The following is a 21,713-nucleotide window of genomic DNA, read 5'->3' as shown; positions in this document are numbered from 1 at the left end:
CGTGCACTTTCAACTTCTCTTGTACTTCATCGATTTTGGAATTGCTATCTTTAGCGGTAGTCTGGACATCTTCAATCTGTTTCTTAACATCGGTTAGTTCCGAGACGATTTTATCTGTTTCTTCTTTGGCTTTTTTCGGCAACCGATAGCTTATCCAAGCAATGATTGTTGGAGTTAGCACCGGCATTACGCTAGTGAAAAAGTGTTCTATTTTCTCAAAGACGTCCATAAACACCTCTCTAATTCGCCAAATGGCTCAAGCCAAGGCGTTCCAATTCTTTGCGTACACGGTCTTTAAAACGTTTATTGACAAATGAAAAGTCAATCGCTTCACGTTTTAGCAAGTTAATGTACATGTCGATTTTAGCTTGGTCTAATGTAATCTTACTCATTGTTGCTACCTCCATTGTTTTCACTAGTGCTCGCTTCGCTTGTCGGTGTAGGAATTTCATGTTCTGTCTCGCTTTCTTTTGGTTGTTCTACTGCTGGTGCAGGTTGGATAGGTGCTTCTGCTGCTGGTTGTTCAGTAGCTGGTTGCGCTGGAACTGGTGCTGGTTCAGATACGACCACGTTTGGAACTCCGTTTGTGGCTACTTCTGTAGCTGGTTGGGGTTCTGGTTGAACTGGTGGAGTTACTGGTGGAGTTACTGGAGCAGGTTCAGTAGGGTGTGTTTCTGTTTCTGCAACGTGTGGCGCTTCCTCATGCCCCTCTGCTTCATCCTCATGCTCATGATCGATACCATTGTGTTTCTCAAGCACTTCCAAGCGTGCAAAGATTTCTTCGATATCGTCAGTATTATGCAAGCTGACCTTCTGCATACCTTCCATAAGCTGATTGGCTTGTTCAAGTGCTGCAGTCGTTTTAGCCAATTGTTCTCGGTTTTTGACAACGGCGCTGGTTGGATCTAATTCAGTTCGTAGAATCTCTTTGACTGCCTCAATGAGCATTTCATCCGTATCACCCAAATGGTCACCCTCTAACTCGCGAGTGAAAAAAGTAAACGGCTTGTCACATTGAATAGAGACTTCCGTCTTGCCAACTCTAAAAAATTTATTTACTAATACAAATTCCATGTTAATTTTCTCCTATCTAATATAAATATCTATTGTTCCAGAATGATAGCGTTGTTTGAAATCCGAAGCTTCTTGGTTGCTGTCGAACTCGATATGTAATTGTTTATCTGCAATGTAATTGTTTTCACCTGAGTATCTTGTGTATACATAAACTCGATTCGCATAGAAGACCTCTGTGTCATAATTACTATAATTAATAAGTTTAAGTTTTCTATTTTCACTATCGAAACTACTTGCTAAACTTATGAAATTTCCATCTACAGCAACCGTATTAGATGAATGTGGATAAATAAATACGCTTTTTAAATTATTAAAACGTTTTAAAAACCGCCATTTTTGCCACACTAACTTACTTCCAACATACCGTTCTATAATCTCATGTCCTCCGACATAGATTCCTTCTCTTGTAGCCATAATACCACCTACTCATACACATCATAGATTGTGTTCGGGTCTTTCGTGCTAATTGCATTATATTGTGCCTTTGACCCATACCAATACTTCATTTGCTGATTCCCATTTTGGTTAATCAGCTTGTGTGCAACTACTTCGGACGGCGTACTTGGAATTCCAAGCGCCGACCTGTTTACTCGCAAGACACCCGAACTATCGACTGTAATCGTCGAGTTATCAGGCCGCACCACACCAGCCTGTCCACTAGTTGCCGTCTTAGCTTTCAACACACCATTTGACACCTCTGTCGTCTGATTATCCGGTCTGACGATACCGTTTGAGTTTGACGTAGCCACTGATATAGCCGATTGCGGTGTTGTAAATGTTCGTTTCAAAGTGGATACAGGTACTTTCTTCAATCCTGCTCCACTATGAATTAGCACCACATCTCCGTCCGATACGTTGGATAACGTTGGCAAATCAGTAGCTTTTCTAACTTGGTTATTCATAATTACCATTCATCTATTCCTCCCTTTCTACTATTTGGTATTTCCAATCAGCTACGACTAGATTATTGTTTTCGTCCCCTAGCAATACATCATCATTGTCTTCAGCTTTGATTGGTACATAGAATCGATTCTGTAACACCATTTCTTCTAGCAATGACAATCGTTGTTCTTGCTCGGCGACTTCTCTTTTAGTAGCTTCATGATCTATGTAACTGGCTTGCTTTACATTGTCCACATTCCCCAAGCCTACCTGCGCCTTGGTTACATTGTGTGGGTTGTTGCGGTTGTTGATGTGACCAGTAAGGTCAACCTTCTCAGCCTTGCTTCTAGTGAACTCGTCAATTTTTTCAGGCAGACCGTCGATGTCTGCAACCTTGTGCCTATGACTTGAATCGGCTTTCCCGTTCCAGCGTGTCCGTTCCTGGTCAGAAACGTGATGGGCAGTATCTCCAATATGATTATCGATATTAGTCTGCAACTTCCTTTCTGTCGCCTTCAGTTCAGGGACAGTTGCATAAACCAAGTCAGTCGCATTGTATTGAATGGTAATCTGACTATTCTTGCTAATAGTTGTATTGAAATCATAGTCTCGATATACATAAGCAGATGTTTTAGGTGGAATCACATCCCCCTGCTCCGCCCAAGTATACATGTACATGAACTCTTCATGATTCCCACGTTTTGCAAACACACCGATTTCATTGATAATCATTTCACGTTCAATCCGTGAATTGTCAAACCGTGCCGTAAGACGAATCGTATCAGCGATATCAGTCGATAAAGACTGCGTGACTTGCAAAGAATGAACTATTTGAGCTACATCATTCTTCTTGGCAGTGTCTGTCTGATGTCGTCCGCTCCCCAAAGCTATTCGGGTGAAAACCAGTGGTTCTCTATTTTGAATCGCTAAGGCTGTTTCGCTGATTGCTTTATCGGTCACAATAGGTTGGATAAAATATCCCATTTATTTCCTCCTATTCAAATCGAACCGAACGAATGTCTCTGAATGTGTGAGCACCAACATAAATCGCGTTCATCATTGGCGCTTCAACCGAGAATTGGATTCCTAAATGAGCAGGAATCAACTCACGCACATACTTTAAAAAACGGTTCAAATATCCGGTCGGTAGTTCTCCTAAAAATCGAATATGTACCGCCGAACCCTTGACCGTTACTAAATTATTGACATTCGTAAAGCTCTTTGTAATTTTTTGTAAACTCACTGAGTTTATTTTTATTTTGGAAGAAATTAAAGTGATTAGATACCGCCTTCGCTCTTCCAAATCAATTGTTTTCGGTTTTACCTGAAGAGCCTTTTCCCAACGTGTAATCCAGTCTTCCGTCGCTTCTGGCAACAACATCAACCGTCTGGTATCAAAGATTAAGTCTGTAATCAATTCCAGCTCTGGAATTTCAGTTTCAAACAAATCGTTGATGGTTGGATCTAAGACCTCTGGCAAAGCCGATAACATACGATATCTAACTTGTGACATTGATAGTTACCTCCGCTAGTTTCGGAAGCATGTTGGTAGAAAGCTCAATACTTTGTTCCCTGTCGTTCAACAAAATACGGTCCACATCTCGAACCCCATTAATTCTGTCAATGATCGTGGCAACTTTATAATTTCGAACCTCTTTCTCTTCAAATGCTTCTTCACGTAAGTATTTAATGAGTTGGACTTTCGCCTCGTGCTTGATGGTTGCGATATCTACATCTTCATCAATCTTGATTGTTGCGGTAATACGAACGTCGTAGCCACTTACAGACTGCACAGTCACATAGGCACCAATCGGAGCTACACCTAACCCATGGCCACTTGGCTCAGGATCTAGATAATTCTTGAACTTCTTTACCAGCTCTGAACTAGCTTCGTTACCGTCAGCATCCGTAATAGATACACGTACCGTGTTTTCTCCCTTCCAGAGCGGTTCGATAAGTGCCGAACCTACACCAACAAACTCACTTGCCCATTTCTTGTATTGGGCAATGTTCCCGTTTAAGGTCGGTGTTTTCAGATACTCAATAGTCCGTTTACGGAGTTGTTTATCTGTCTCTTCGTCTTCTCCTACAACGATGACAGAGCCGATTTCTGCCCCTTTAAAGTCGCTCAACACATCAATATTGATGAGTTGCCCTCTTACATAGTTAGGTGCATTTCCGACTTGTTCAGCTACTACGCTATACTCGAATCCAGAGCGACGTTCTAAGACACGGAAATTATACTCACTATTAACCACACTGAAACGAGTCCCGAGTGGGATTTCTTGCTTGAATTGAACCAATCGAACCGATGCCGTAGCTGGCAAACGTTCAACTCCGAACTGCCTACATAAACGAGTTAGGAAGATTCCTGTACTCGTATCTAAAAAGTTGACTTCCTCATACGATTTTAAGACCGTATACTGAATGGCAACTTCTCGAGCTGCAGGCGCAACTAGATTGTACAAGACAGATCCTTGTCTTTTGTCATACTTGTCATCAAACAAGGCCAGCATATCCTCTAAAATTTCTGGATATGTTTTTACCTTTATCATCGTTTCACCTCCAAATCCATCTCAAATGTTCCAAAATCACTATCAACCATGAACTGTACATAAAACTCATCTTTCTTTATCCTGGTAGAAAAAGAATGAGCCTCATGAATCCTGTCGTCTTCATACAAGGCTTCTTTTATGCGACGTGCGATATCCATCTGGGCATAATCCATATCCCCACCAAATAAAGCATCTAACTCTACACCGTATCGATGATCATAAATCGTATAGATGAACCGTTCAGTTGTCAGCATGCGTCTGATTGATTGCTTCAGAGCATGGATACCGTCTGTTTCTAGCAAGATATTGGTTTCATCTAGTGTTAAGCTAGGCTGTTTCTTAGCTTCGACAACATTTTTAGCGATGTTTAAAAAGTTTGTTTTAGGAGTACTCATTCATCAGAACCCCCTTTCACTTTGCGTTTGTAGTGGAAAATTTTCTTGTACAAGACATAATAAAACCCTCCACCATCTTGTCTGATGAGATGAAGGGTTTGCCCAACGTATTCAGGATCCAATGCTTCATCGGTCCATGTGACAGCAAGCATAGAATCATCTAAAACCAACTCATTGGTCAATTGGATTTTGAGGGGAGAAACCGATAAAACTACACCAGTCGTTATTTTTGCGAACTGGCGATTTTCAATGAAATTACTAATCAATTTCTTTAGATTTTCTATTACTTCCATCTACTCACTTCCTGCCATGAATAATTTAATTTCCATCGTGTGCTTTTCTGCACTGAAGGAATGAGTTGCCTCTTCAATGACATACCATCCCTTCTTCTCAATATCCTTAACATCCACATAGACTGCATGGCCTGCTAAAAAGTCAATACTTCCAATATCAGCTTTTAGACTGAACGTTTCTTTGGGACGGTTTTTCATCTTCAAGAGCATTTCGCCCCATTGCTTTATTTGCCCCTCAGTTGCTTTCTCATCCACTTTTTTCATGTACTGGAGTTTTCCCCAAGCTCCGATATTGTAGCTATCCTGATAAATGTAGACCTCTCTCTTTTTGGTTTCTTTGTTCTCTTGGATTAAGCGGACAATATTAGCACTATCCTCAATCGAACCTTCAAACTCAAAACTAGACATAAAGGATTCATTACCGATGATGTATTGGATTGGTAAGTTTTTCGGAGTCGTTAGCGTCAACTCTCCGAACTTATCATACAAAACCAGCAATTCTCCACTTTGTACCAAAGTCTCGTCCATGGCTTCTTGGATAATATCCAGAGCCTTCTTATCTTCCTTCAATTGAGGGGATAAAGTCACGGCTGGGGCTTTTAGTTCCCCAATCTTCAAATCAAAATCTCCTGCGATTGCCGAGACGATTTGATTGACATTTTTGTCCTTAGCAACAAAGTTGATATTGCGTAACAAGTACTTTATCTGGTCGTGAAAGGTCAAGGTTGTTTTGGTATCTTTTTCGTACTTGACTTTGGTCAAATAACCAAAGAATACCTCTTTATCATCTAGCTTGAAAGCAAGTGGAGAACCGTATTCAAAAGCTACTTTTGTAGAGTTGTACAAGGTAATCTCCACGCTCCAAGCTGACCCTTTTCTAGTTGTCTTGAATTCGACTTTTTCAGACACAGTTGCTAAATCCCATGTATCTCCAGTTTTATTGTTCTGATAGAATAATTGCATCATGGTATCACAAACTCCTGTCCAGGATAAATCCAATGAGGGTCTTTGATTTTGTCTTTGTTGGCTTCGTAGATTTCAGTATATCGGCTGCCATCTCCGTAAAATGTCTGAGCAATTCCCCAAAGAGTATCCCCACTAACAACCGTATGGCTTTTTTGAGCAGGTTTCTCAGTCGTAGGGCTACGTTCTTCAGTAGCTTTTGCCTGAGGTTTCTTTTTAGTAGCCTCAAGTGCTTTTTTGTCTTTAATAGTGACCTTACGTGGCTTATGAGACCGATATTGTAAGAACTTAATCTTATAAATCAGGTCATTTTCATATCCCGTCTTGGTAGAGACATCGAATTGTTCCACTATAAATTTCCCGTTAATAGCAGAACCAAAAGCACCCCCAATCATTAATTGAATAGGAGTGCCTTCTGTCTTAAATTTACGAATAGATGATACAAAGGATTCTGGAGAAACACGGCTATTCCGTTGGTAGTTTCCATCGTATCTTCCACTAGGAATAAAGGATTCGAACTCAATCGAATGAAGCTCTGGATTTCCGACAAGCGGAACGTTACCAGTATCGATGATAGCGACTGTCTCAATTCCTTGCTTGTCCTCCAGTTTGATTTCTTCTGGATTTACTGGCAATTTAATGCCTTCAATAAATATAAACATCTGCTACCTCCTTCCTAGTAAGCCATAAGGCCATCAGCGCCATTGTTCAAAGCGTCTACAATCGTTGCATTCAAATCATCCAATACGTTAGCATACTGGCCAGCGTTGTTTATGGAGTCAATGTTGGTGACAATCTCTGGTTTCAAGGTAATAAAGTTCTGTTGCCATTTCATGGTCGCAACGTCCTTAATCAGCTTGATGTATTCATCGTCCAGTTTGATTTCATCTTCAATCTTGCCGACTTTATCTAATTTACCACCAGTTGGATTGTGGTCACCGCCTTTTCCTCCGTCTCCTTGTCCAGGGACTGAACTTGCTGGGCTGAGTTCATAAGGTGTAGTGCCTTGGTCACCCAAGAAATTGTTTCCTGCACCGTTGGCATCTCCAGCTCCTTTGAAGAAACCACCGACAGCCTTATCAATCCCTTGACCGAATTTATATCCGTTATTAAAGGCCCCACCGACGCTACCAAATTCAAGATACCCCAGTTGTGGAGCCTCTAGTTCGGGAGTTTTTAAGTTAGCTTGGTGGCTAATAAGACCATCTGCCAAATGCAGACCTTCAAAGGTTTTCTTGACTGGTTTTTCCATGCTGTCAATGGCGTTCGCAATATCACCGGCAAAGTTCGTCCGACCAAGAGAAACCGTTCCAACAGCGCTTAGATTTAGACCGAACCCATTTAAGAAGCCAATCATTTTATTAAAGCCACCAAGGACAGAGTTAATCATGCCCTCGACTGCACCAATAACACTATTAACCATACTATCTACAAATCCAGCGATAGCGACCGCCATCCCTCTACCACCTTGGGCAATATCATACCATGCCATTTGACAGTTATAAGTCAATTCATTCCATAAATTTATAGCTCCCGTAATAAACCAGTCGATAAATTGCAAGATTCCTATTATAATCGTTAGAATGAAACTATAAATCCCCATACCTATCATCATGATGCCGTTAGCAACACCAAAAACAAGTTGTAGGACCATATTTATCACCCATATAATGATATTGATAATCCCGATAATCACATTCCAAATTATCATTCCAAGGGCAAATATCGCTCCCATGATGATTCCTGTAGCTGATACAGCTGCACCAGTAAGATTGTTAAACCATGCGACCAAGGCATAGAAGAGACCAATAAGAATAATGACTGCCATTACAATCAACATGATTGGATTCATTGCCATAACTGCATTAAAACCAGCCATTGCTGTTTTAGCAACGTTTGTAGCGATACTAAATAGTTTCGTTGCGATTTCTGCTGCATTCATCGCAACTACATAAGTCCCTATAGCGATTGCTACAGCAATAATAATCGGTTGAATGACAGACCAGTTGTTGATGACAAATTGAGCAATCGGAGCCAACATACTCCAAACAGCCCCAATCATATCCATGGCAAAGATAACTGCTTGGACGACATACTGAAGCACCGTGGCTACAATCTGGGCAAACTGTTGGAAAGCAGACGAGTTTACTATCTGATTAACCTTAATCGATATTGGCTCAATCGCCTTGGTCACAAAGTTCAAGAAGTTCTGCCATGCCCTGCCCCATGTCATTGGCATGTTGCGAAATTGTTGATCGATCGCTTCGCTTGCATCCAGCATGGCAGTTTTGACAATGTCAGCCGTAATCTTCCCGTCTGCTCCAAGTTTCTTAACCTCGCCACGGCTGACGCCTAACTTGTTTGCAATAGCTTGGATTAAGGCTGGTGAAGTTTCAGCTAGAGAACGCAACTCATCACCTTGCAACTTACCACTGGCCATAGCCTGAGTAAGCTGAAGCATGGCACTTTTTTGCTCTTCAATGCTTGCGCCACCAACAACAAAGGATTTGTTCATAGTTTCCAAAAAGGCAATTGTTTCACCGTTGTTTTGGAAAACATCGCCAGCTTGCATCCTCATCTTAGCGACACCGTTTGCCATGGTTGTATAGGCCGAGCCTGTACGCTGTGCGGATGTATAGATAGACTTTTGCAGTTCCTCTGTCGTCTGCGTACTATCTCGAATCATATCTAAACGAGCATGCATATTGGCGTACTCGTCTGACATGCCTATAGCTTGTTTGGTAATTTTACCGACTGCAATACCAGCTAAAGTGGTCTTCAACAAACCTTTCAAAGATACTAATCTACTTAGCTTGTTAGAAGTATTATTCGAGGCATTCCCTAAATCTCTTAGAGCCAGTTCTTCTTTTTTGAGTCCTGCAGCTGCTAGAGTTGCACTGTTGACAAACCTACCGTTGACATCAACGACTCGCCCAGCTTTATTGACAAAATATTGACCAGAATCACCAGCTTTTTTCATAGCGGATTCTTGAGCCTTCATAGCTTTATCTATGCCAGAACCTGCATTTTTGACACGCTCCATAGTTGCATAGATTCTATTTAAAGTGCCTGTGACTCTATCGGTCAAAGACATGGTTGTTTGTATATTTGCCAATAGAATCACCTCACTTCTTCATTGCTTTTTTACGTTGTAGCCCCTCTTCGTGCATGACTGCAGCGAAAAAGGCTTTTTCTTCTACATCCATATTCACAAATTCACTAGGGCGAATGTAATAGTTTACGAGGGCGAAGTAGGCAAGTTTTGCCTCCGCGTCCTCTTTTATTAGTTTTTTGCCTCGTCAACCTTGTCTTGGAATGTTTGGTTGATACCGCTGAGTTCGGTCACAGCTTCCAAAATCAAGGCGCTTTCGCCCCAGTTAAACATAGTACCGAATAACTCAGAAGCTCCCATTGCTCCATACGAATCTTGTAATTCTTTATCGTTAAGGTCAGGAACCACGATAGACGCAATACAGATTTCACGGTTATATTTAACACCGTCAAATACACGCTCTTGGCGTCCGTTGCGACCAGGCTTATTGACAAAGCAACGGTCATTGATTAAGTCCGCTTCACGAGCACTCAACACTCGAATTTTAACTGGTTCCTCAAAAGAAGGAAGCAAGACATCCTTAGTCTCTTCCCCTTTTTTATTTTGTTTCAAAAATGCTTTTAATCCACTCACCACTATTTCCTCCTTATGTTAGTATGTAATTTCTTGGAATTCTGATAAAATATCAAAATCTTGGAATGTGAAGTCCGTTTCTTCGTCAATGACCTCATCCGCTGATCCATCTAGTTTAAAGATAAGTGATTCTTTGAACAGAACCCCTTTCAAAACGATGGTATAGCGACCTGCACGAGATGTGCGGTCTTCGTTAGTACACTTGATATCAATACGAGGCAAAATACCTTGTTTGACATAGTTTAAAGCCATCGCCTTTAATTCTGGACGGTGGTAGTACATCTTCAACGAACCTGTACCTTCTGCGCCGACAATCTTACCACCCTTCATACGAGAGTTGAGAGGGGTAACATCAGCTTTTGTGTATTCAACCTTTGCTTCTAGCGAGATAAGCTCTGCTAGTTCATATTGCTTGTCATTGATTGTAAAGAAGACTGTTCCTTCCTTAGCTGACAAAGCATCTAATTGGTTCATAATAGCCATTAGCTAGTTTCTCCTTTCTTAATCACAGATAACCGTCATGTACAAGATTTCCATAGCGTCCGTCAAGACAACTGGCAAGTTTACCACGACAGATTCTTTGGTGATACCTTGTGAAATCTCAATATCTTTCGCTTTATACTCCAAGGCTTGCTTTTGAGCAAGTGGATCAAGGACCATTGTGATGATTCGCTGTTTAAACAACTCACGACCATTCACGTTGTTTGGCACTTTACCGATGAAGTAGTTCTCAAAGATATACTTGACATTGGTATTGATATTATCCATGGTGCGGACAAGTTTGTTCTTACCAAAAATACGACTGTGTTCTGCCGTATAGCTAGTAAATGAGTTCACGTCTGACAGGATAATCACTTTTTCATTTCGATAAGCAAAGATAAGCTGACCTTTATTGATGAGCTTTTCAGCCTCTGCTTCGTTCTTACGCTCACAGTCGATAGCGCCTGGATAAGACTTGAATGTATTGGATTGCAAGCCAGCCCCTGCATACTTACCAGCTACGAAGTAAACACAATCCTTAGCGCTTAGTTTCGTACCATCGCTCAATGTAACCCCGTTACCGACTGATACAACACCTTCATCGTCAGCATCCGTGTAATCATTCAAGACTGCAATGACTGAACGACCAGCGTCACGCCATTTCTTGATATGAGCCGTAACAAGTGCTTTCGTTGCACTTTCATCTGTACCCAGAGCCAAGACACGGAAGTCTTGAGTATCGAGTGCATTTAGGAAATCTTCAACCTCTGAATTGGTTGTAGCTCCATCAGTACCACCTTCAAGCAAGATTGTTTTATCTTCTGTTGTTAAAGTGCCCGTTACATTCACATAGTCATTCTTAAATGGCAAGGCTGTGATGATTTGTTTATCAACTTCTTTTCCAAAGAAAACAGTTGTTACTTCAAAGCCAGTATCAACTTGTTTCTTGAAGATAACATGAATATGATTACCAGCTAATCCTTTGTATTTAGCTGTAACGACCATATCGTTTTCTGTTTTCGTTGCCTGTAGCCCAGTGTTGTTCACACCGTTGTAGACAAGAACCTTACCGGTACCTTTCAAGGCTTCACGAATTGGAAGAAGTTCATCAATCGGTTTACCAAATAGGCGACGGAAGTTGCTTGTACCGTCAACAAGTGTGAAGGCACCAGGCTCTCCCCAAGATCCAGCAATCATAACTGCTGCAATCGTATTGTCTTCCAAAGGAACAATCACATCATCTCTTGATACGAAATTGATGTAGGCCTTTGGAACTCGTTTATTCTGTACTCTCCATTGTGCCATTAGTTAGCCACACCCTTTCTCCAGTCTTCTAAAATGCGTCTTACTTCTGCTAGTGAGTATGACTGGTCATCTTCCAGCAAAACGTTTAACAAAGTTGCATCATCTTCAAAATACTTGAGCAATGCCTCTTTACCAAATTTTTCTTCAGTGGTTGGTACCACTGGTTCGGTTACATAACCTAGTTCTTCATTCATTTCCATGAGAAGTTTCACCTATCCTTTCTAATATTTGCATTCTTGGTTCTTCTTCAACCCATCGAACGTATCGAGTGATTGTAAATGTGCATATCAAGTCATTGGCATTGTATTCCACCTTCAAATCATTGATAGGGTACTTATCCCCTAAATAACGAAAGGAAGGCGAATTAAACACCGTTTCAATCTCTTCAAACTTTTGGTATAAGTCTGTTGTTTTTTCGGTGTAGTAATGCAGCAAGACAATAAAAACCTGCTTATCGTTTTGGTTTGCCAACCGCTTTCGAGTCACAGGCTTCACATCTACAATAAAACAAGGTGTTTTCAATCCTTGCTGGATTTGTTCATCATAGACCTTGCACCCAAACACATCTTTGAGTTGCTTGATGACGAGTGGTCTAATACTATAATCCACCTAATTCCTCCTTTAGCCTCTCTTCGATTTGTTGTGTGATTTGTGGAATTTTCTGTTTAATCTGTTCTTCTGTCAGTCTCATCATGAAGCGTCCTTCCACCCAAGGATTGACCAAACGCTTGCCGATTGCAGGGACATAACGCCCTACTTGTTGACGGTGTCCACTTTCGACGAAAGAAGCGTATTCCATGGGGTTGAATGCGATAACCTCATACACATTCCCATTTTTGCTTACTTCCATCTTCCACGATTGATTTAACTTACCTGTTAAGCCCTTTGGTGTTCGTTCCTTAACCTCTTTCAAAAAGGCTAGGCCGATATCTTTAGCAGCCTGCATAAACTCAGAATCAATGATTGCCTGAGCCCGTTCAAGTCGTTTCAAGAACTCTTGAACATCACTATCATCATAACCACTCATGTCGTCTCACCACAATTTCTTGATGCGTGACATAGACCATCGGGTCTTCACTGGTCAGGTACTGAACACCATCTACGACCAATTTACTACCAGCTTTGATAGTAAATTTAGGCGAACAGAAAATCTTGTGTTCTGTCTTGAGTTGGTGCGCTTCGTTCTGCTCAGTATTCACTAAGTTACGAACAGAGACACGACAGGGAACCTTCTTGTAGATTTCTTTGAACTCTACAAAATCAGCTCCGTTTGTTTTCGTACTCTCGACAGAAGCAAACACATCCATCTTTTTATCATAGGTCCATTCAATGCTTGGTGTTGCCTGAGATAGAACATCATTGATATTCATCCTACCACCTCAACTTTCTGAACCTCTGTAGCTGACTGGTAAAGTCCAACAAGACACTTTCAGCACGTCTGGCAAGGTCTGACTTAGCCAATTCGACACGAGTATCTCCAACGGAAATATTCTTGCCTTGGACAGCTTGGTCAGGATTACAAACAACATAAACCATCTGCATGGCCACAAATCGCAACTCTAAAGGAAAATCCTCACGATTACAGTAGTTAAGAATGTTCTGCATGACTTCATCGACCCCTAACTCTTCTGGATAGCATGAATAACGTTGTTCGTACAAGTCAATCAAGGCTTGTCTAGCATCCTCATTATGCTTTTGAATTTCTTCTGATGTTCTCTTCTCCATCAGCAGAACCTCTCTTTCTACTTATCGTCCTTAGCGGATTTCTTAGCGGATTTCTTAGCTAATTTGTCAAGCTCTGCTAGAGCATTATCACGTTCAGCTAGAGCTTGGTCACGTTCAGCAACTACTGCTTTGTACTCTTGAATAGTATAAGTACGTCCATTAGTCGCTGGCTCTACTACTACATACTCACCATCTTGGATTTCAACCACATCGTAACCATCTTCAAGGAAGGTTACTTTTTCTAGTTCGTCGATATTCAATACACGATTATCTTTTTTTACTGTTAACATTTTCTATCCTCCTTTTAAGGTGCGACGACAAATGCTAGACCTTCGTGCTTAGTCTTGAATAGCAATACATCATCGTAAGATTGTTCGTAGTACAAGTAGTTACCGCTTGAAGAAGCACTTGGTGCGTCAAGTCCTACAAATTCATATTTTTGCGGTGCTGCCATACATGGAATATGAATCAAGAAGAAATGGATTTGTTTAGCAGTTGGGTCAACCTTAGCTCCATTTGTGAAGTTGTACAAGGTCTTCATACGGTCAGATGGAATAGATGGCTCAATCGTCACATCGTCCAAACGACCAATAGAACGGTCAATCACTGTACCTTGGCCGTGGATATTGACTGTACGGCCAAATTGCTTGATGTTCTTGATCATACGTTTAACTGCTGGTGTACAGAAAATAACACGACCTTCTGCTGGTACTCCAGCTTCGTCCATTTGTTCCATCAACTCATCGAAGGTTGCGAGGAAGTTTTCCTCAGTCAAATTCAATGACTTAATTTGTTTACTTTCTGTATCAAGTGCTTTCTTACGGGAGAACAATTTAGATACCATAAATTTATCCATTTCTGGAATTTTTTCAGTATCGTTGAATGTCTTAGTAATGTTAGCAATCGAAACGACATAGTCACTTTCATCAACATCTGATGGGTCTACGAGTGTTGACCAGTAACGCTCATTAGTCAATGTGTATGTTTCCCATTGATTTTCATAGTTAGCGTCAATACTAGTAATTGTGCGACGTGTACGGTCTTTACGTCCTTCCTTAATCAAAAGACGTGGTACTTTCACTTCTTTAGCTCCTGTGAACTTCAAAAGTGTATTGGATGGAGAGTTCCAAAGTTTGTTAGTGAATAACAATCCGTTTTCACTGTAACGTTCCTGCAAGCCTTGTTGGTAAGCCTGTGCATAGTTCAATGTTGCTGGCATATCTGTTCCTCTTTTCTATTTTTTGATTATAGATCTGACGTGAACGCATTAATCATCCGCGTTGTCAGGTCGTTAGCAACTGTTTCTTCTTGTGTTGTCCCGTGTGGCTTAGCACCAGCGATATGTGGTTCTACAGCCTTTTCTGGAGCAAATAAAAAGCCTTTAGATTCCTTCAAAGCCGTCAACTGTTCATCTAATCCAGTCACCGCTCCGTTGTCACCTAATCCCAATTTAGACTTATCTAGTAGACCAGACACTATTCCAGCGTCGTGAACCTTGCCGCTCAAGTGCATTTCAATAGCATGATCTAGTTGCATTGTCTTGAGTTGTTGTTCATGTTCCTTCTGTTGTGTCTTGTACTTGCTGTCCAAGTCTGAGTATTTTTGTTGTAGGTTAGCATTGCCCTCAGCGTCTTGTTTGAGCTGTTTCATGTCCTTATCACGCTCTCTCAACTGGTCTTGCAAACCCTTAGCATTGTCTTCTGCAGCAGACACCTTCGCTTGTAAGTCCTGTGTTGATTTCCCATGTTCAGACATAACTGCTTCAACTTGTTCTTCAGTCAATCCTAACTGTTCCAAAAATTTACGATTCATTTCTTTTCCTCCTGTACGTTTGTTTAACGTGGCAACGACCACGTCATTTTGGTAAAGCAAAAAAGCCTTTTAACGCCATGCTCAGGGCGAAAAGAAAACCGTACGGGATTCCATACGGTTAGAGCATAAGAAAAGCACTTAGAATTCTCTAGGTGCTTGTTGATAGATATTCTTCATATTCTTTGCGTGCATAGTCAGGCATCTTTCTCTTTGCTCTGACGATAAATTCATCAAGTGGAGTGTCATTGGTTGACCTACTAAAATTATAGAAATTGTTACTGAAACGATGAATCCATCTTTTAGAACGCTCACTTGTAAAAACGGGTGGATAATCTTTAGAAAAATCCTCCAATATCTGCGGATGATATTTCTCTAAGAATCCTTGACTAAAGAAAATCGCAACTCCTAAAAAAGCAGCTTGTTCATCTGTCGCATTCTTCAATGGTTCAAACAAGATATATTCTAAATACTTTGCTTTCAATCCACTACCTCCACTTCAATAATCCTTCGTTTAGTGTCAAAAGCCATCTCTTGCGCCGTTTCAGATAGAACCTTAAACCTTGTATTTGGTTTAATTATGAACTCTTTCTCATCGGTATGACTACTCAATTCACTGACATACGCACCAACAGATTGACCTTTTTTGATGAGTATATTCAATTGAATTTCAACATCTCCGCCTCCGAAATCCTCTATAACAGATTTATCAAGACTAGTACTCATCAATCCTTTATCAATCACCAGTGTTTTACCAACAGCATTTTCTAAAAAAATATCTTCTGATTGATTAAACAATCGATAAGTTTTAAATGTTTTTTCTGTTGTATATGTTGAGATAGCTGAAACAACCTGCTCGGCTTTCCTCTCAATATCATTATACCATTTTCTAGTCTCGTCACTTAATTTTTGTGAGTTTCCACCGGTGATTTTATCAAGAAATTCTTGTTTCCCTTCTCTCAATACATGGTTGTAGTCCTTGTACATCGCTGTTGTGTATTCATGGATAGAGTCCACTTCATAACTAGATAGATTTTTCAACCACTTCTGATAAGATTTTTGTTTCTTAAAGAAGTCGTCTATTTCATTTGGTTTATCAGCTACAAAAACCTTGTCAGCCACTTCTGGCTTAGATGCCTTAACACCTCTAAGGACAGCTTCCCCTTCACGCTCCCATCCTGCAAAGATTTCGTCCAGAGAACGTTGCTCAGTGGCTAGTTTTACTGAGCCGTCGTTTTGCAAGATATTGAAGTAAGGACTAGGTTTATCAGACTTGACTGCAGGTCTGATAGTAGAACGGCAACGAACATGAAATGGCGGTGCGGTTCTACCTGGTTCATATTCCTTAACAGAATGAACCTCGTGATTTTCTAACCTGCAAATCTCACTTGTACGACTGTCTAATACCGCTACGATTTCGTAGTGGTCGCCACCTAATTCCTTGATAGTATCTAGTGTCGCGAGATTATTATAAAAGGTCGTCTCAGTCCTGACAAGCGTATCAGCCCTATGATAGGCGACCCCTGTACGTTCAGAAAGAGCTCTAGCCATTCTATCAATAGACCAGCCTCCTGTTAGGCCTTTATTGATTGTATCGCTGATAGATTTATAAACAGCTGCATCGTGTCCCCATACATTTGTTGAGAATGTTTTACCACTCCAATTACTAGCCATCTTATGCTTAACTGCATCGACACCCAATATTGGTTTCTCTATGATTCCAAAATGAGCCAAGTTCTTAGCTTGATGGATTTTACCTTTGATGTAGACGTCGCTCAAAGCCTCTGTGACCTTGTCATGTATGCCGTCTGGCTTTCCATATAGTTCAGCTGTCAGACGCTCAATTTCGGCAAGCAAAGCCTCCTTGCGACTGATACGATGGCGATAACTCAAAGCGTCCAACAGTGGGGTCGGCGTATCAGGATTTAAAGCCATCTCACGGAATCTTTCAAGAGTTACATTCTTAAACTCTCTACGCTCTTTATCCGTCAGATATTGCTTGGCCTCCGCATGAGTCATTTTATTATCAACTGCATACCTGGCATAGAACTTCTCAATCTCAGAAACTAGCTGGTGATTATAGTCTGCTAAGGATTGGCCAATCTGGGCCATGTACCTATCAGCTACTATCTGAGCGTTGTGCTCCTGTTGTAAAGCTCGCTCAGTCCAGTACTCATCTATCTTTTTCTTGTCCTTGGTCGTCATGGTCATCCTCTACCTTTTTGAAATTAGTTTCAGAGTATGGATCTTGTCCTTGGTCCTGTTGTTCTTTCAATCGTTTCTCAACCTCTGGTTGATACCATGGATGTTGTTCACGAATACTTAGGTCGTCTAAGATACCGATTGAGTTCACACAATCTTGAATAGCTTCAGACTCGTTTGAAATGATGTCACGGTTAAAGACATAAGTAAATTTAGATGCGTCAAATGCTACTCCTTTGTTAGCTGCATACTGCTCTACAAACCAAAGGAATTGCTTGATACCTTTTTGGAACTCATTTTCTAGCTCATTACAGTCCAAATCAAGGTCTGTATAGCGCCATTTTAGAGCTTGGCCACTTGCATTTCCTAAATTATCATCTTGGGTATCAATGGCTCGTGCAGCCTCATACAAGAACTTACGAGAGCGTTCAATATCTGCTTCAACTCCGCTAGTATCATTGTCTGCTTGTAGGGTATCTACACCACCATCACTAGAAACTTTGATAGAGCGGAACTTATTCAGATTATTCATGAACTCGCCCAAATCTGCGCCCTGATAGTTTTTCAAAACATAAATCAACTTCGGCATATCTGCCAACATATCAGCATTAGTAGACATTTGAAGTTGAATATTATCAATCAAAGACTTAGTTTGGACTAAAAGACCGTCCTCATACTCGTTATAGCGGAACGGAATCAGAGGGACTTTCTCCCAAGTATAAGGAATCCGTGTGCCGTCTGCATTGACGTAATAAAAATTTCCCTTGGTCTCCTTGGATAGTGGATTGAGTTCAAGATGTGAACCTGTCCAGATATAATCTGTAATTCCTTGTTCATCGTAGTATTCTACAAAGGTTTTAGTCTTCTTCACTCCGCTTTCGTAGACGGCTTGTTTGTAGACATGCACAAAGGCAGATAGTTCCAAATGACGCTCGTCTTTCCAAAAAGGAATAATCTGTTCACTTGGGATTTTAAACAAGCGTAGACGACCATTCTCGTCGTAATAAGGCAAGCCATAAGCTATCCCTTTCATCACTGCTTCCTTACCGAGCGACTTAATCGTAGATAAAAGGTCCTCGTCAAACACACTATCTAAAAAGTCTTGCGACTTTTCTCCCTCAATCGAGATTGTCGGTTTTTTAGAAAACAAGTAACCAACCTTCTGGTCTACCAACTTCTTAAACAAGCCTAATTCAATCCTTGAGTTCGTCCGCCAGTCTACATCTACTTTCTTATTTCGAATAGCTGTGCGATTTCGATAGTAGTCGTAAGCCTCTTTCATCGTGCTTACTTTCTCAGAATTCTGATGTTCTCTTATCTCAATTTCCAGTATTTCGTTTTGGGTTGTATTCTTAATCAACAACCGCCTAATTAACCATTTAAACCAATTACTCAACATTTCTCCTTCTCCTACCAGAATGATATTCCTGGTTGTCTCATATCGTCTTCAAACGCATATCTAGTAGCGTCGATTGTGTGGTCGTTTACTTCTTCTAGCTTGGGTTTGGGATTTCCATCACGGTCAACTGCATAGTCAGCACTTTCGAACTCTCTTGCGATATTCGGTGTGCGTTCTGGATCTATCACAATTGCATCCAAATCATCCAACCAGCGTTCTCCATACTCACGACTATCAGGGCCTTTCTTAGCGCCTTGAACAAGCGGAATATTTAGCTGCAGTTTTAACTCATCAATCGACTTAGGTTCTGCGCTATCACAGGTTATCATCTGAGATTGATAACCTTTCTCACGGATTCTTTCAGCCAATTCACGGTTGCTAATCTTCACGCCGTAAATCTCATCGATAGCGTAGATAACTCGTTTCTTCTTGTCGTAATGCCATCTTACAAAGGCCAGAGGGTCATTGGCGTAACCAAAGTCGTTACCTTGTCGAATGTTATCAAACCTTGCTATCTCCTCGTCTGTAATCTTGCGGAATACCAGATTTTCAAACGGTGCTACACCCGAACCGATAGCCTCACCCAGATACTCCCAACGATAACGCTTCTCTGAACGCTCTCTCGTGGCCTCTGCTTCTTCTATAAAAGCTTGGGATATATATGGGTTATCTAAGTAAGTCGAATGGTGTACGTGGGTGTTAGGAGGTTGTATGACACTCTCATACTTCTTATTCACCCAAGACTGTTTTCTTTTTGGAGGATTGTAAGAGTAAAAGAATTTATAAAAAAGACCATCATCCAATTCTCCACGAAGAAGGGAGTTGGTGATTGTCTTTACTTCATCTTCGGTTTTAAACTCAGCTAACTCCTCAATCCAGCCTATCGCAAACGGAAAACGACTGTCTTTCAAGGATTTGATACGCTCTGGATCTTGTGCACCACGGAAGATAATATAATTCCCTCTTGGGATATAGGTTATCTTCAAAGGTGATTTATTAATCTTAAATAAATGACTAACCCCTTGCTCGCTAATCGCCCATTTCAATTGCTCATAGACCGATTGTTCTAAGGTATTATCCGTCTTACGAATACACACAGCATTGACTGGATAGCGCATAATCAGTTGAATGATAGTGTGTCCGAGATCGCTTGACTTACCAGAACCACGCCCACCTTTTTCAACCACATGTAAGATTTTAGGGTCAAACGCTGCACGCCACATAGGATAAAAAGCCTTTGGGATAAATTCACTCATTCTACGCTTCATCGCTAACTCCTATATCATCAACGAATTGAACAGCCGAAGACATCTCGATTTCTTTTCTCTCTAAATATGCTCCATTCACTTTGAATATGTGGTCCAGAGAGCGTTGCCTTTCTTCGATAGTTGGAGTAAATTCATAAGTCGTTTCAAATATTTCAACACCTTCAGCAGTCTTTACAGTTTTCTTAGAATATCCTTGTTGAGTTTCCCCTCTAGCGATACTAGCAGAGATTGCCAAGGCTTCTGCGATTGACATCGAACGTTCGTCAAAAAGTTCTTCAGTACGTTTTTTAATGTATTCAGAAATCTCAACATTTTTCAACAATCTTTGTCCTATGCTATATGCCGTTTTCTCTGAGTACCCCACCTTAATTGCAGATTGTGTTGCGTTTCTACTGATGATGTACTCATCAGCGAAGTGTTTCTGTTTATTGTTCATTTTCCATCACCACCTTTCAAAAAATCAAAAAAGCCACACGATGTGTGACCTTTCTGCAAGACGACTACTACCTTGCGTGTGTATTAAATTTTGACTTCATTTTTATTTTTTGTAGTCTTTACAACCTCTGAGGGAATCCAAACCCTCTAGCTTATAACTTATCCGGAATATAATTAGCTACGCAATCATGCAAGGTCCAGTCGCTACTGCAACCATTTTTAAGTTAATGAGTGATATATGAATGCTAAGCCTACTGCCTACCCCATTCTGGGACACAAACACTCAAATGACAGCAGCTGGAATCGAACCAACTGGTCTAGCAGTAAAACGCACGCTTGGTAAAAATTTTAAAGGAGACCCAAACAACCTGCTAACCTATCCTTACTGTCTAAGAGGCCGAAACCTCTGTATTTTTAGGAGTCCTCATGACTGTTCGTTGCCAATCATTGGATAATACTATTTTAGCACGTTAAAATTGATAATTACTCTTGACTTACTCCGCTCTTACTCCAGAATTACAACTTGTTCACCATTTCGATATAGCTCTGCAAATGCCAGTAGAGCCTTTCCAAGAATTTCATAATATGAACTTTCTGAGATTGCAAGCTCATTATATACTGTTTCATCTTTTTTAGGATACCATACAAGGTACTTCTCGTATATGATTTTACGATAGTAAGGATCATGTAAATTACTAACTGCCTGCTCAATAGCATCTATCTCTAACTCTGCATCAACTTTTCGAATTGCCAGTTTCTCCACTCGACTAGTTGCATTATTCCCAGGACACCGAGGCGTAAAAGAGTACGTAGTTGTCACCTTCTGACCATCTGTATCATTCGCTACACGACGCCAATGAGGATATCCTTCTAATACTTTCTTGGCGTTTTCTTTTGTTTTGACTTCGTTTATTTCTGGAAAGAAAGGCATCGCTCACCTCGTTTCTATTTTAACTAATGTTTTAAATTATTTTCCCATCAAAAACTAGTGTTATTGTATTGGTTTGTTTATGTTGTCTGTCATGTTAAGTCCTCCTCATAAAAATCATATCATTCAAATTCCTCCAAGCGAAATTGTTACTTTGATTTCTAAACTCTCGCTTTTTGTAAGGAATATGATGTTTATTCAAGTAGTAATATACCTGATTGTAATGTAGTCCTAATTTTTGTGCGATATCTTTTACAGCTATACCTTGATTGGCTAGCGAAACTACATCTTTGTGAAATATAGTCAAGTCTAAAA

The 21,713-nt window shown here is 40.7% G+C and carries 31 protein-coding genes; all 31 read right to left on the bottom strand.

The annotated features are described in order from the left end of the window. A partial coding sequence (locus DSY56_RS11070) for a hypothetical protein (protein ID WP_160109929.1) occupies positions 1-229 on the bottom strand: 229 nt, incomplete at its 3' end. A 10-nt stretch (positions 230-239) separates the two neighbouring features. Next, a complete protein-coding gene (locus DSY56_RS12125) occupies positions 240-392 on the bottom strand; it encodes a hypothetical protein (RefSeq protein ID WP_200832452.1) in 153 nt (50 codons plus the stop codon). Then, positions 385-1,074: a hypothetical protein gene (locus DSY56_RS12120; protein WP_200832451.1), complete on the bottom strand. Its 690-nt coding sequence runs from the start codon at positions 1,072-1,074 to the stop codon at positions 385-387. The genes DSY56_RS12125 and DSY56_RS12120 overlap by 8 nt, the downstream gene beginning before the upstream one ends. A 12-nt stretch (positions 1,075-1,086) precedes the next feature. Further along, on the bottom strand, positions 1,087-1,488 hold the full coding sequence (locus tag DSY56_RS11060) for a hypothetical protein (protein WP_112445711.1): 402 nt from the start codon (positions 1,486-1,488) through the stop codon (positions 1,087-1,089). 8 nt (positions 1,489-1,496) lie between these two features. Then, on the bottom strand, positions 1,497-1,985 hold the full coding sequence (locus tag DSY56_RS11055) for a phage upper tail fiber protein (protein ID WP_112445709.1): 489 nt from the start codon (positions 1,983-1,985) through the stop codon (positions 1,497-1,499). Positions 1,986-1,989: 4 nt separating this feature from the next. Beyond that, entirely contained in the window at positions 1,990-2,940 is a 951-nt protein-coding gene (locus tag DSY56_RS11050) for a hypothetical protein (protein WP_112445707.1), read from the bottom strand. Between the two features lie 10 nt (positions 2,941-2,950). Then, a complete protein-coding gene (locus tag DSY56_RS11045; protein ID WP_000084596.1) occupies positions 2,951-3,469 on the bottom strand; it encodes a DUF2313 domain-containing protein in 519 nt (172 codons plus the stop codon). Next, on the bottom strand, positions 3,456-4,511 hold the full coding sequence (locus DSY56_RS11040) for a baseplate J/gp47 family protein (protein ID WP_112445705.1): 1,056 nt from the start codon (positions 4,509-4,511) through the stop codon (positions 3,456-3,458). Before DSY56_RS11040 ends, DSY56_RS11045 begins: the two co-directional genes overlap by 14 nt. After that, entirely contained in the window at positions 4,508-4,906 is a 399-nt protein-coding gene (locus tag DSY56_RS11035; RefSeq protein WP_112445702.1) for a DUF2634 domain-containing protein, read from the bottom strand. Before DSY56_RS11035 ends, DSY56_RS11040 begins: the two co-directional genes overlap by 4 nt. Then, complete coding sequence (locus DSY56_RS11030; protein ID WP_112445701.1) at positions 4,903-5,199, bottom strand: DUF2577 family protein; 297 nt, start codon at positions 5,197-5,199, stop codon at positions 4,903-4,905. Before DSY56_RS11030 ends, DSY56_RS11035 begins: the two co-directional genes overlap by 4 nt. After that, a complete protein-coding gene (locus DSY56_RS11025) occupies positions 5,200-6,165 on the bottom strand; it encodes an XkdQ/YqbQ family protein (RefSeq protein WP_050390750.1) in 966 nt (321 codons plus the stop codon). Next, positions 6,162-6,824: a LysM peptidoglycan-binding domain-containing protein gene (locus tag DSY56_RS11020; RefSeq protein ID WP_112445699.1), complete on the bottom strand. Its 663-nt coding sequence runs from the start codon at positions 6,822-6,824 to the stop codon at positions 6,162-6,164. Before DSY56_RS11020 ends, DSY56_RS11025 begins: the two co-directional genes overlap by 4 nt. Before the next feature lie 14 nt (positions 6,825-6,838). Continuing rightward, positions 6,839-9,277 carry a tape measure protein gene (locus DSY56_RS11015; protein ID WP_200832450.1) on the bottom strand — a complete coding sequence of 813 codons (2,439 nt, stop codon included), beginning with the start codon at positions 9,275-9,277 and terminating at the stop codon, positions 6,839-6,841. Between the two features lie 168 nt (positions 9,278-9,445). Beyond that, positions 9,446-9,847, bottom strand: a complete 402-nt coding sequence (locus DSY56_RS11010; RefSeq protein WP_050253802.1) for a phage tail assembly chaperone — start codon at positions 9,845-9,847, stop codon at positions 9,446-9,448. Positions 9,848-9,865: 18 nt separating this feature from the next. Beyond that, on the bottom strand, positions 9,866-10,330 hold the full coding sequence (locus DSY56_RS11005) for a phage tail tube protein (RefSeq protein ID WP_112445695.1): 465 nt from the start codon (positions 10,328-10,330) through the stop codon (positions 9,866-9,868). An 18-nt stretch (positions 10,331-10,348) separates the two neighbouring features. Then, entirely contained in the window at positions 10,349-11,632 is a 1,284-nt protein-coding gene (locus DSY56_RS11000; RefSeq protein WP_112445693.1) for a phage tail sheath subtilisin-like domain-containing protein, read from the bottom strand. Further along, positions 11,632-11,832, bottom strand: coding sequence for a hypothetical protein (locus DSY56_RS10995; RefSeq protein WP_112445690.1), 201 nt, complete (start codon positions 11,830-11,832; stop codon positions 11,632-11,634). Before DSY56_RS10995 ends, DSY56_RS11000 begins: the two co-directional genes overlap by 1 nt. Further along, the gene (locus tag DSY56_RS10990) at positions 11,819-12,241 is read right to left on the bottom strand and encodes a phage tail terminator family protein (RefSeq protein WP_050390754.1); all 423 of its coding nucleotides are present in this window, start codon (positions 12,239-12,241) and stop codon (positions 11,819-11,821) included. Before DSY56_RS10990 ends, DSY56_RS10995 begins: the two co-directional genes overlap by 14 nt. Continuing rightward, positions 12,231-12,659: an HK97 gp10 family phage protein gene (locus DSY56_RS10985; RefSeq protein WP_050253783.1), complete on the bottom strand. Its 429-nt coding sequence runs from the start codon at positions 12,657-12,659 to the stop codon at positions 12,231-12,233. Before DSY56_RS10985 ends, DSY56_RS10990 begins: the two co-directional genes overlap by 11 nt. Further along, positions 12,646-13,002 carry a hypothetical protein gene (locus tag DSY56_RS10980; protein WP_112445688.1) on the bottom strand — a complete coding sequence of 119 codons (357 nt, stop codon included), beginning with the start codon at positions 13,000-13,002 and terminating at the stop codon, positions 12,646-12,648. The genes DSY56_RS10985 and DSY56_RS10980 overlap by 14 nt, the downstream gene beginning before the upstream one ends. Position 13,003: 1 nt before the next feature. After that, on the bottom strand, positions 13,004-13,357 hold the full coding sequence (locus tag DSY56_RS10975) for a hypothetical protein (RefSeq protein ID WP_112445686.1): 354 nt from the start codon (positions 13,355-13,357) through the stop codon (positions 13,004-13,006). Between the two features lie 17 nt (positions 13,358-13,374). After that, positions 13,375-13,647, bottom strand: coding sequence for a hypothetical protein (locus tag DSY56_RS10970; RefSeq protein WP_112445684.1), 273 nt, complete (start codon positions 13,645-13,647; stop codon positions 13,375-13,377). Between the two features lie 14 nt (positions 13,648-13,661). Continuing rightward, on the bottom strand, positions 13,662-14,576 hold the full coding sequence (locus DSY56_RS10965; RefSeq protein WP_112445681.1) for a capsid protein: 915 nt from the start codon (positions 14,574-14,576) through the stop codon (positions 13,662-13,664). 26 nt (positions 14,577-14,602) lie between these two features. Beyond that, positions 14,603-15,169 (bottom strand): phage scaffolding protein, encoded by a 567-nt coding sequence (locus DSY56_RS10960; RefSeq protein ID WP_112445679.1) that lies wholly within the window; start codon positions 15,167-15,169, stop codon positions 14,603-14,605. A 148-nt stretch (positions 15,170-15,317) separates the two neighbouring features. Then, entirely contained in the window at positions 15,318-15,650 is a 333-nt protein-coding gene (locus DSY56_RS10955; RefSeq protein WP_112445677.1) for a hypothetical protein, read from the bottom strand. Next, positions 15,647-17,371 carry a minor capsid protein gene (locus DSY56_RS10950; RefSeq protein WP_112445675.1) on the bottom strand — a complete coding sequence of 575 codons (1,725 nt, stop codon included), beginning with the start codon at positions 17,369-17,371 and terminating at the stop codon, positions 15,647-15,649. The genes DSY56_RS10955 and DSY56_RS10950 overlap by 4 nt, the downstream gene beginning before the upstream one ends. After that, the gene (locus DSY56_RS10945; RefSeq protein WP_112445673.1) at positions 17,340-18,767 is read right to left on the bottom strand and encodes a phage portal protein; all 1,428 of its coding nucleotides are present in this window, start codon (positions 18,765-18,767) and stop codon (positions 17,340-17,342) included. The genes DSY56_RS10950 and DSY56_RS10945 overlap by 32 nt, the downstream gene beginning before the upstream one ends. 11 nt (positions 18,768-18,778) lie before the next feature. Then, positions 18,779-20,035 carry a PBSX family phage terminase large subunit gene (locus tag DSY56_RS10940; protein WP_112445671.1) on the bottom strand — a complete coding sequence of 419 codons (1,257 nt, stop codon included), beginning with the start codon at positions 20,033-20,035 and terminating at the stop codon, positions 18,779-18,781. Continuing rightward, positions 20,025-20,471, bottom strand: coding sequence for a terminase small subunit (locus DSY56_RS10935; protein ID WP_112445669.1), 447 nt, complete (start codon positions 20,469-20,471; stop codon positions 20,025-20,027). Before DSY56_RS10935 ends, DSY56_RS10940 begins: the two co-directional genes overlap by 11 nt. 504 nt (positions 20,472-20,975) lie before the next feature. Then, on the bottom strand, positions 20,976-21,401 hold the full coding sequence (locus DSY56_RS10930) for an ArpU family phage packaging/lysis transcriptional regulator (protein ID WP_112445667.1): 426 nt from the start codon (positions 21,399-21,401) through the stop codon (positions 20,976-20,978). Positions 21,402-21,495: 94 nt separating this feature from the next. Next, a partial coding sequence (locus DSY56_RS12540; RefSeq protein ID WP_234990586.1) for a hypothetical protein occupies positions 21,496-21,713 on the bottom strand: 218 nt, incomplete at its 5' end.

The sequence above is a fragment of the Streptococcus sp. 596553 genome (assembly GCF_900411395.1).
GTDB lineage: Bacteria > Bacillota > Bacilli > Lactobacillales > Streptococcaceae > Streptococcus > Streptococcus mitis_BA.
This window is presented reverse-complemented; position numbering and strand designations above follow the sequence as displayed.

Bases quoted from the DNA above. Each gene is read 5' to 3' on its own strand.
- DSY56_RS12125 (WP_200832452.1), bottom strand. From the start codon at position 392: ATGAGTAAGATTACATTAGACCAAGCTAAAATCGACATGTACATTAAC.
- DSY56_RS12120 (WP_200832451.1), bottom strand. From the start codon at position 1,074: ATGGAATTTGTATTAGTAAATAAATTTTTTAGAGTTGGCAAGACGGAA.
- DSY56_RS11060 (WP_112445711.1), bottom strand. From the start codon at position 1,488: ATGGCTACAAGAGAAGGAATCTATGTCGGAGGACATGAGATTATAGAA.
- DSY56_RS11055 (WP_112445709.1), bottom strand. From the start codon at position 1,985: ATGGTAATTATGAATAACCAAGTTAGAAAAGCTACTGATTTGCCAACG.
- DSY56_RS11050 (WP_112445707.1), bottom strand. From the start codon at position 2,940: ATGGGATATTTTATCCAACCTATTGTGACCGATAAAGCAATCAGCGAA.
- DSY56_RS11045 (WP_000084596.1), bottom strand. From the start codon at position 3,469: ATGTCACAAGTTAGATATCGTATGTTATCGGCTTTGCCAGAGGTCTTA.
- DSY56_RS11040 (WP_112445705.1), bottom strand. From the start codon at position 4,511: ATGATAAAGGTAAAAACATATCCAGAAATTTTAGAGGATATGCTGGCC.
- DSY56_RS11035 (WP_112445702.1), bottom strand. From the start codon at position 4,906: ATGAGTACTCCTAAAACAAACTTTTTAAACATCGCTAAAAATGTTGTC.
- DSY56_RS11030 (WP_112445701.1), bottom strand. From the start codon at position 5,199: ATGGAAGTAATAGAAAATCTAAAGAAATTGATTAGTAATTTCATTGAA.
- DSY56_RS11025 (WP_050390750.1), bottom strand. From the start codon at position 6,165: ATGATGCAATTATTCTATCAGAACAATAAAACTGGAGATACATGGGAT.
- DSY56_RS11020 (WP_112445699.1), bottom strand. From the start codon at position 6,824: ATGTTTATATTTATTGAAGGCATTAAATTGCCAGTAAATCCAGAAGAA.
- DSY56_RS11005 (WP_112445695.1), bottom strand. From the start codon at position 10,330: ATGGCTATTATGAACCAATTAGATGCTTTGTCAGCTAAGGAAGGAACA.
- DSY56_RS11000 (WP_112445693.1), bottom strand. From the start codon at position 11,632: ATGGCACAATGGAGAGTACAGAATAAACGAGTTCCAAAGGCCTACATC.
- DSY56_RS10995 (WP_112445690.1), bottom strand. From the start codon at position 11,832: ATGGAAATGAATGAAGAACTAGGTTATGTAACCGAACCAGTGGTACCA.
- DSY56_RS10985 (WP_050253783.1), bottom strand. From the start codon at position 12,659: ATGAGTGGTTATGATGATAGTGATGTTCAAGAGTTCTTGAAACGACTT.
- DSY56_RS10980 (WP_112445688.1), bottom strand. From the start codon at position 13,002: ATGAATATCAATGATGTTCTATCTCAGGCAACACCAAGCATTGAATGG.
- DSY56_RS10975 (WP_112445686.1), bottom strand. From the start codon at position 13,357: ATGGAGAAGAGAACATCAGAAGAAATTCAAAAGCATAATGAGGATGCT.
- DSY56_RS10970 (WP_112445684.1), bottom strand. From the start codon at position 13,647: ATGTTAACAGTAAAAAAAGATAATCGTGTATTGAATATCGACGAACTA.
- DSY56_RS10965 (WP_112445681.1), bottom strand. From the start codon at position 14,576: ATGCCAGCAACATTGAACTATGCACAGGCTTACCAACAAGGCTTGCAG.
- DSY56_RS10960 (WP_112445679.1), bottom strand. From the start codon at position 15,169: ATGAATCGTAAATTTTTGGAACAGTTAGGATTGACTGAAGAACAAGTT.
- DSY56_RS10950 (WP_112445675.1), bottom strand. From the start codon at position 17,371: ATGACGACCAAGGACAAGAAAAAGATAGATGAGTACTGGACTGAGCGA.
- DSY56_RS10945 (WP_112445673.1), bottom strand. From the start codon at position 18,767: ATGTTGAGTAATTGGTTTAAATGGTTAATTAGGCGGTTGTTGATTAAG.
- DSY56_RS10940 (WP_112445671.1), bottom strand. From the start codon at position 20,035: ATGAAGCGTAGAATGAGTGAATTTATCCCAAAGGCTTTTTATCCTATG.
- DSY56_RS10935 (WP_112445669.1), bottom strand. From the start codon at position 20,471: ATGAACAATAAACAGAAACACTTCGCTGATGAGTACATCATCAGTAGA.
- DSY56_RS10930 (WP_112445667.1), bottom strand. From the start codon at position 21,401: ATGCCTTTCTTTCCAGAAATAAACGAAGTCAAAACAAAAGAAAACGCC.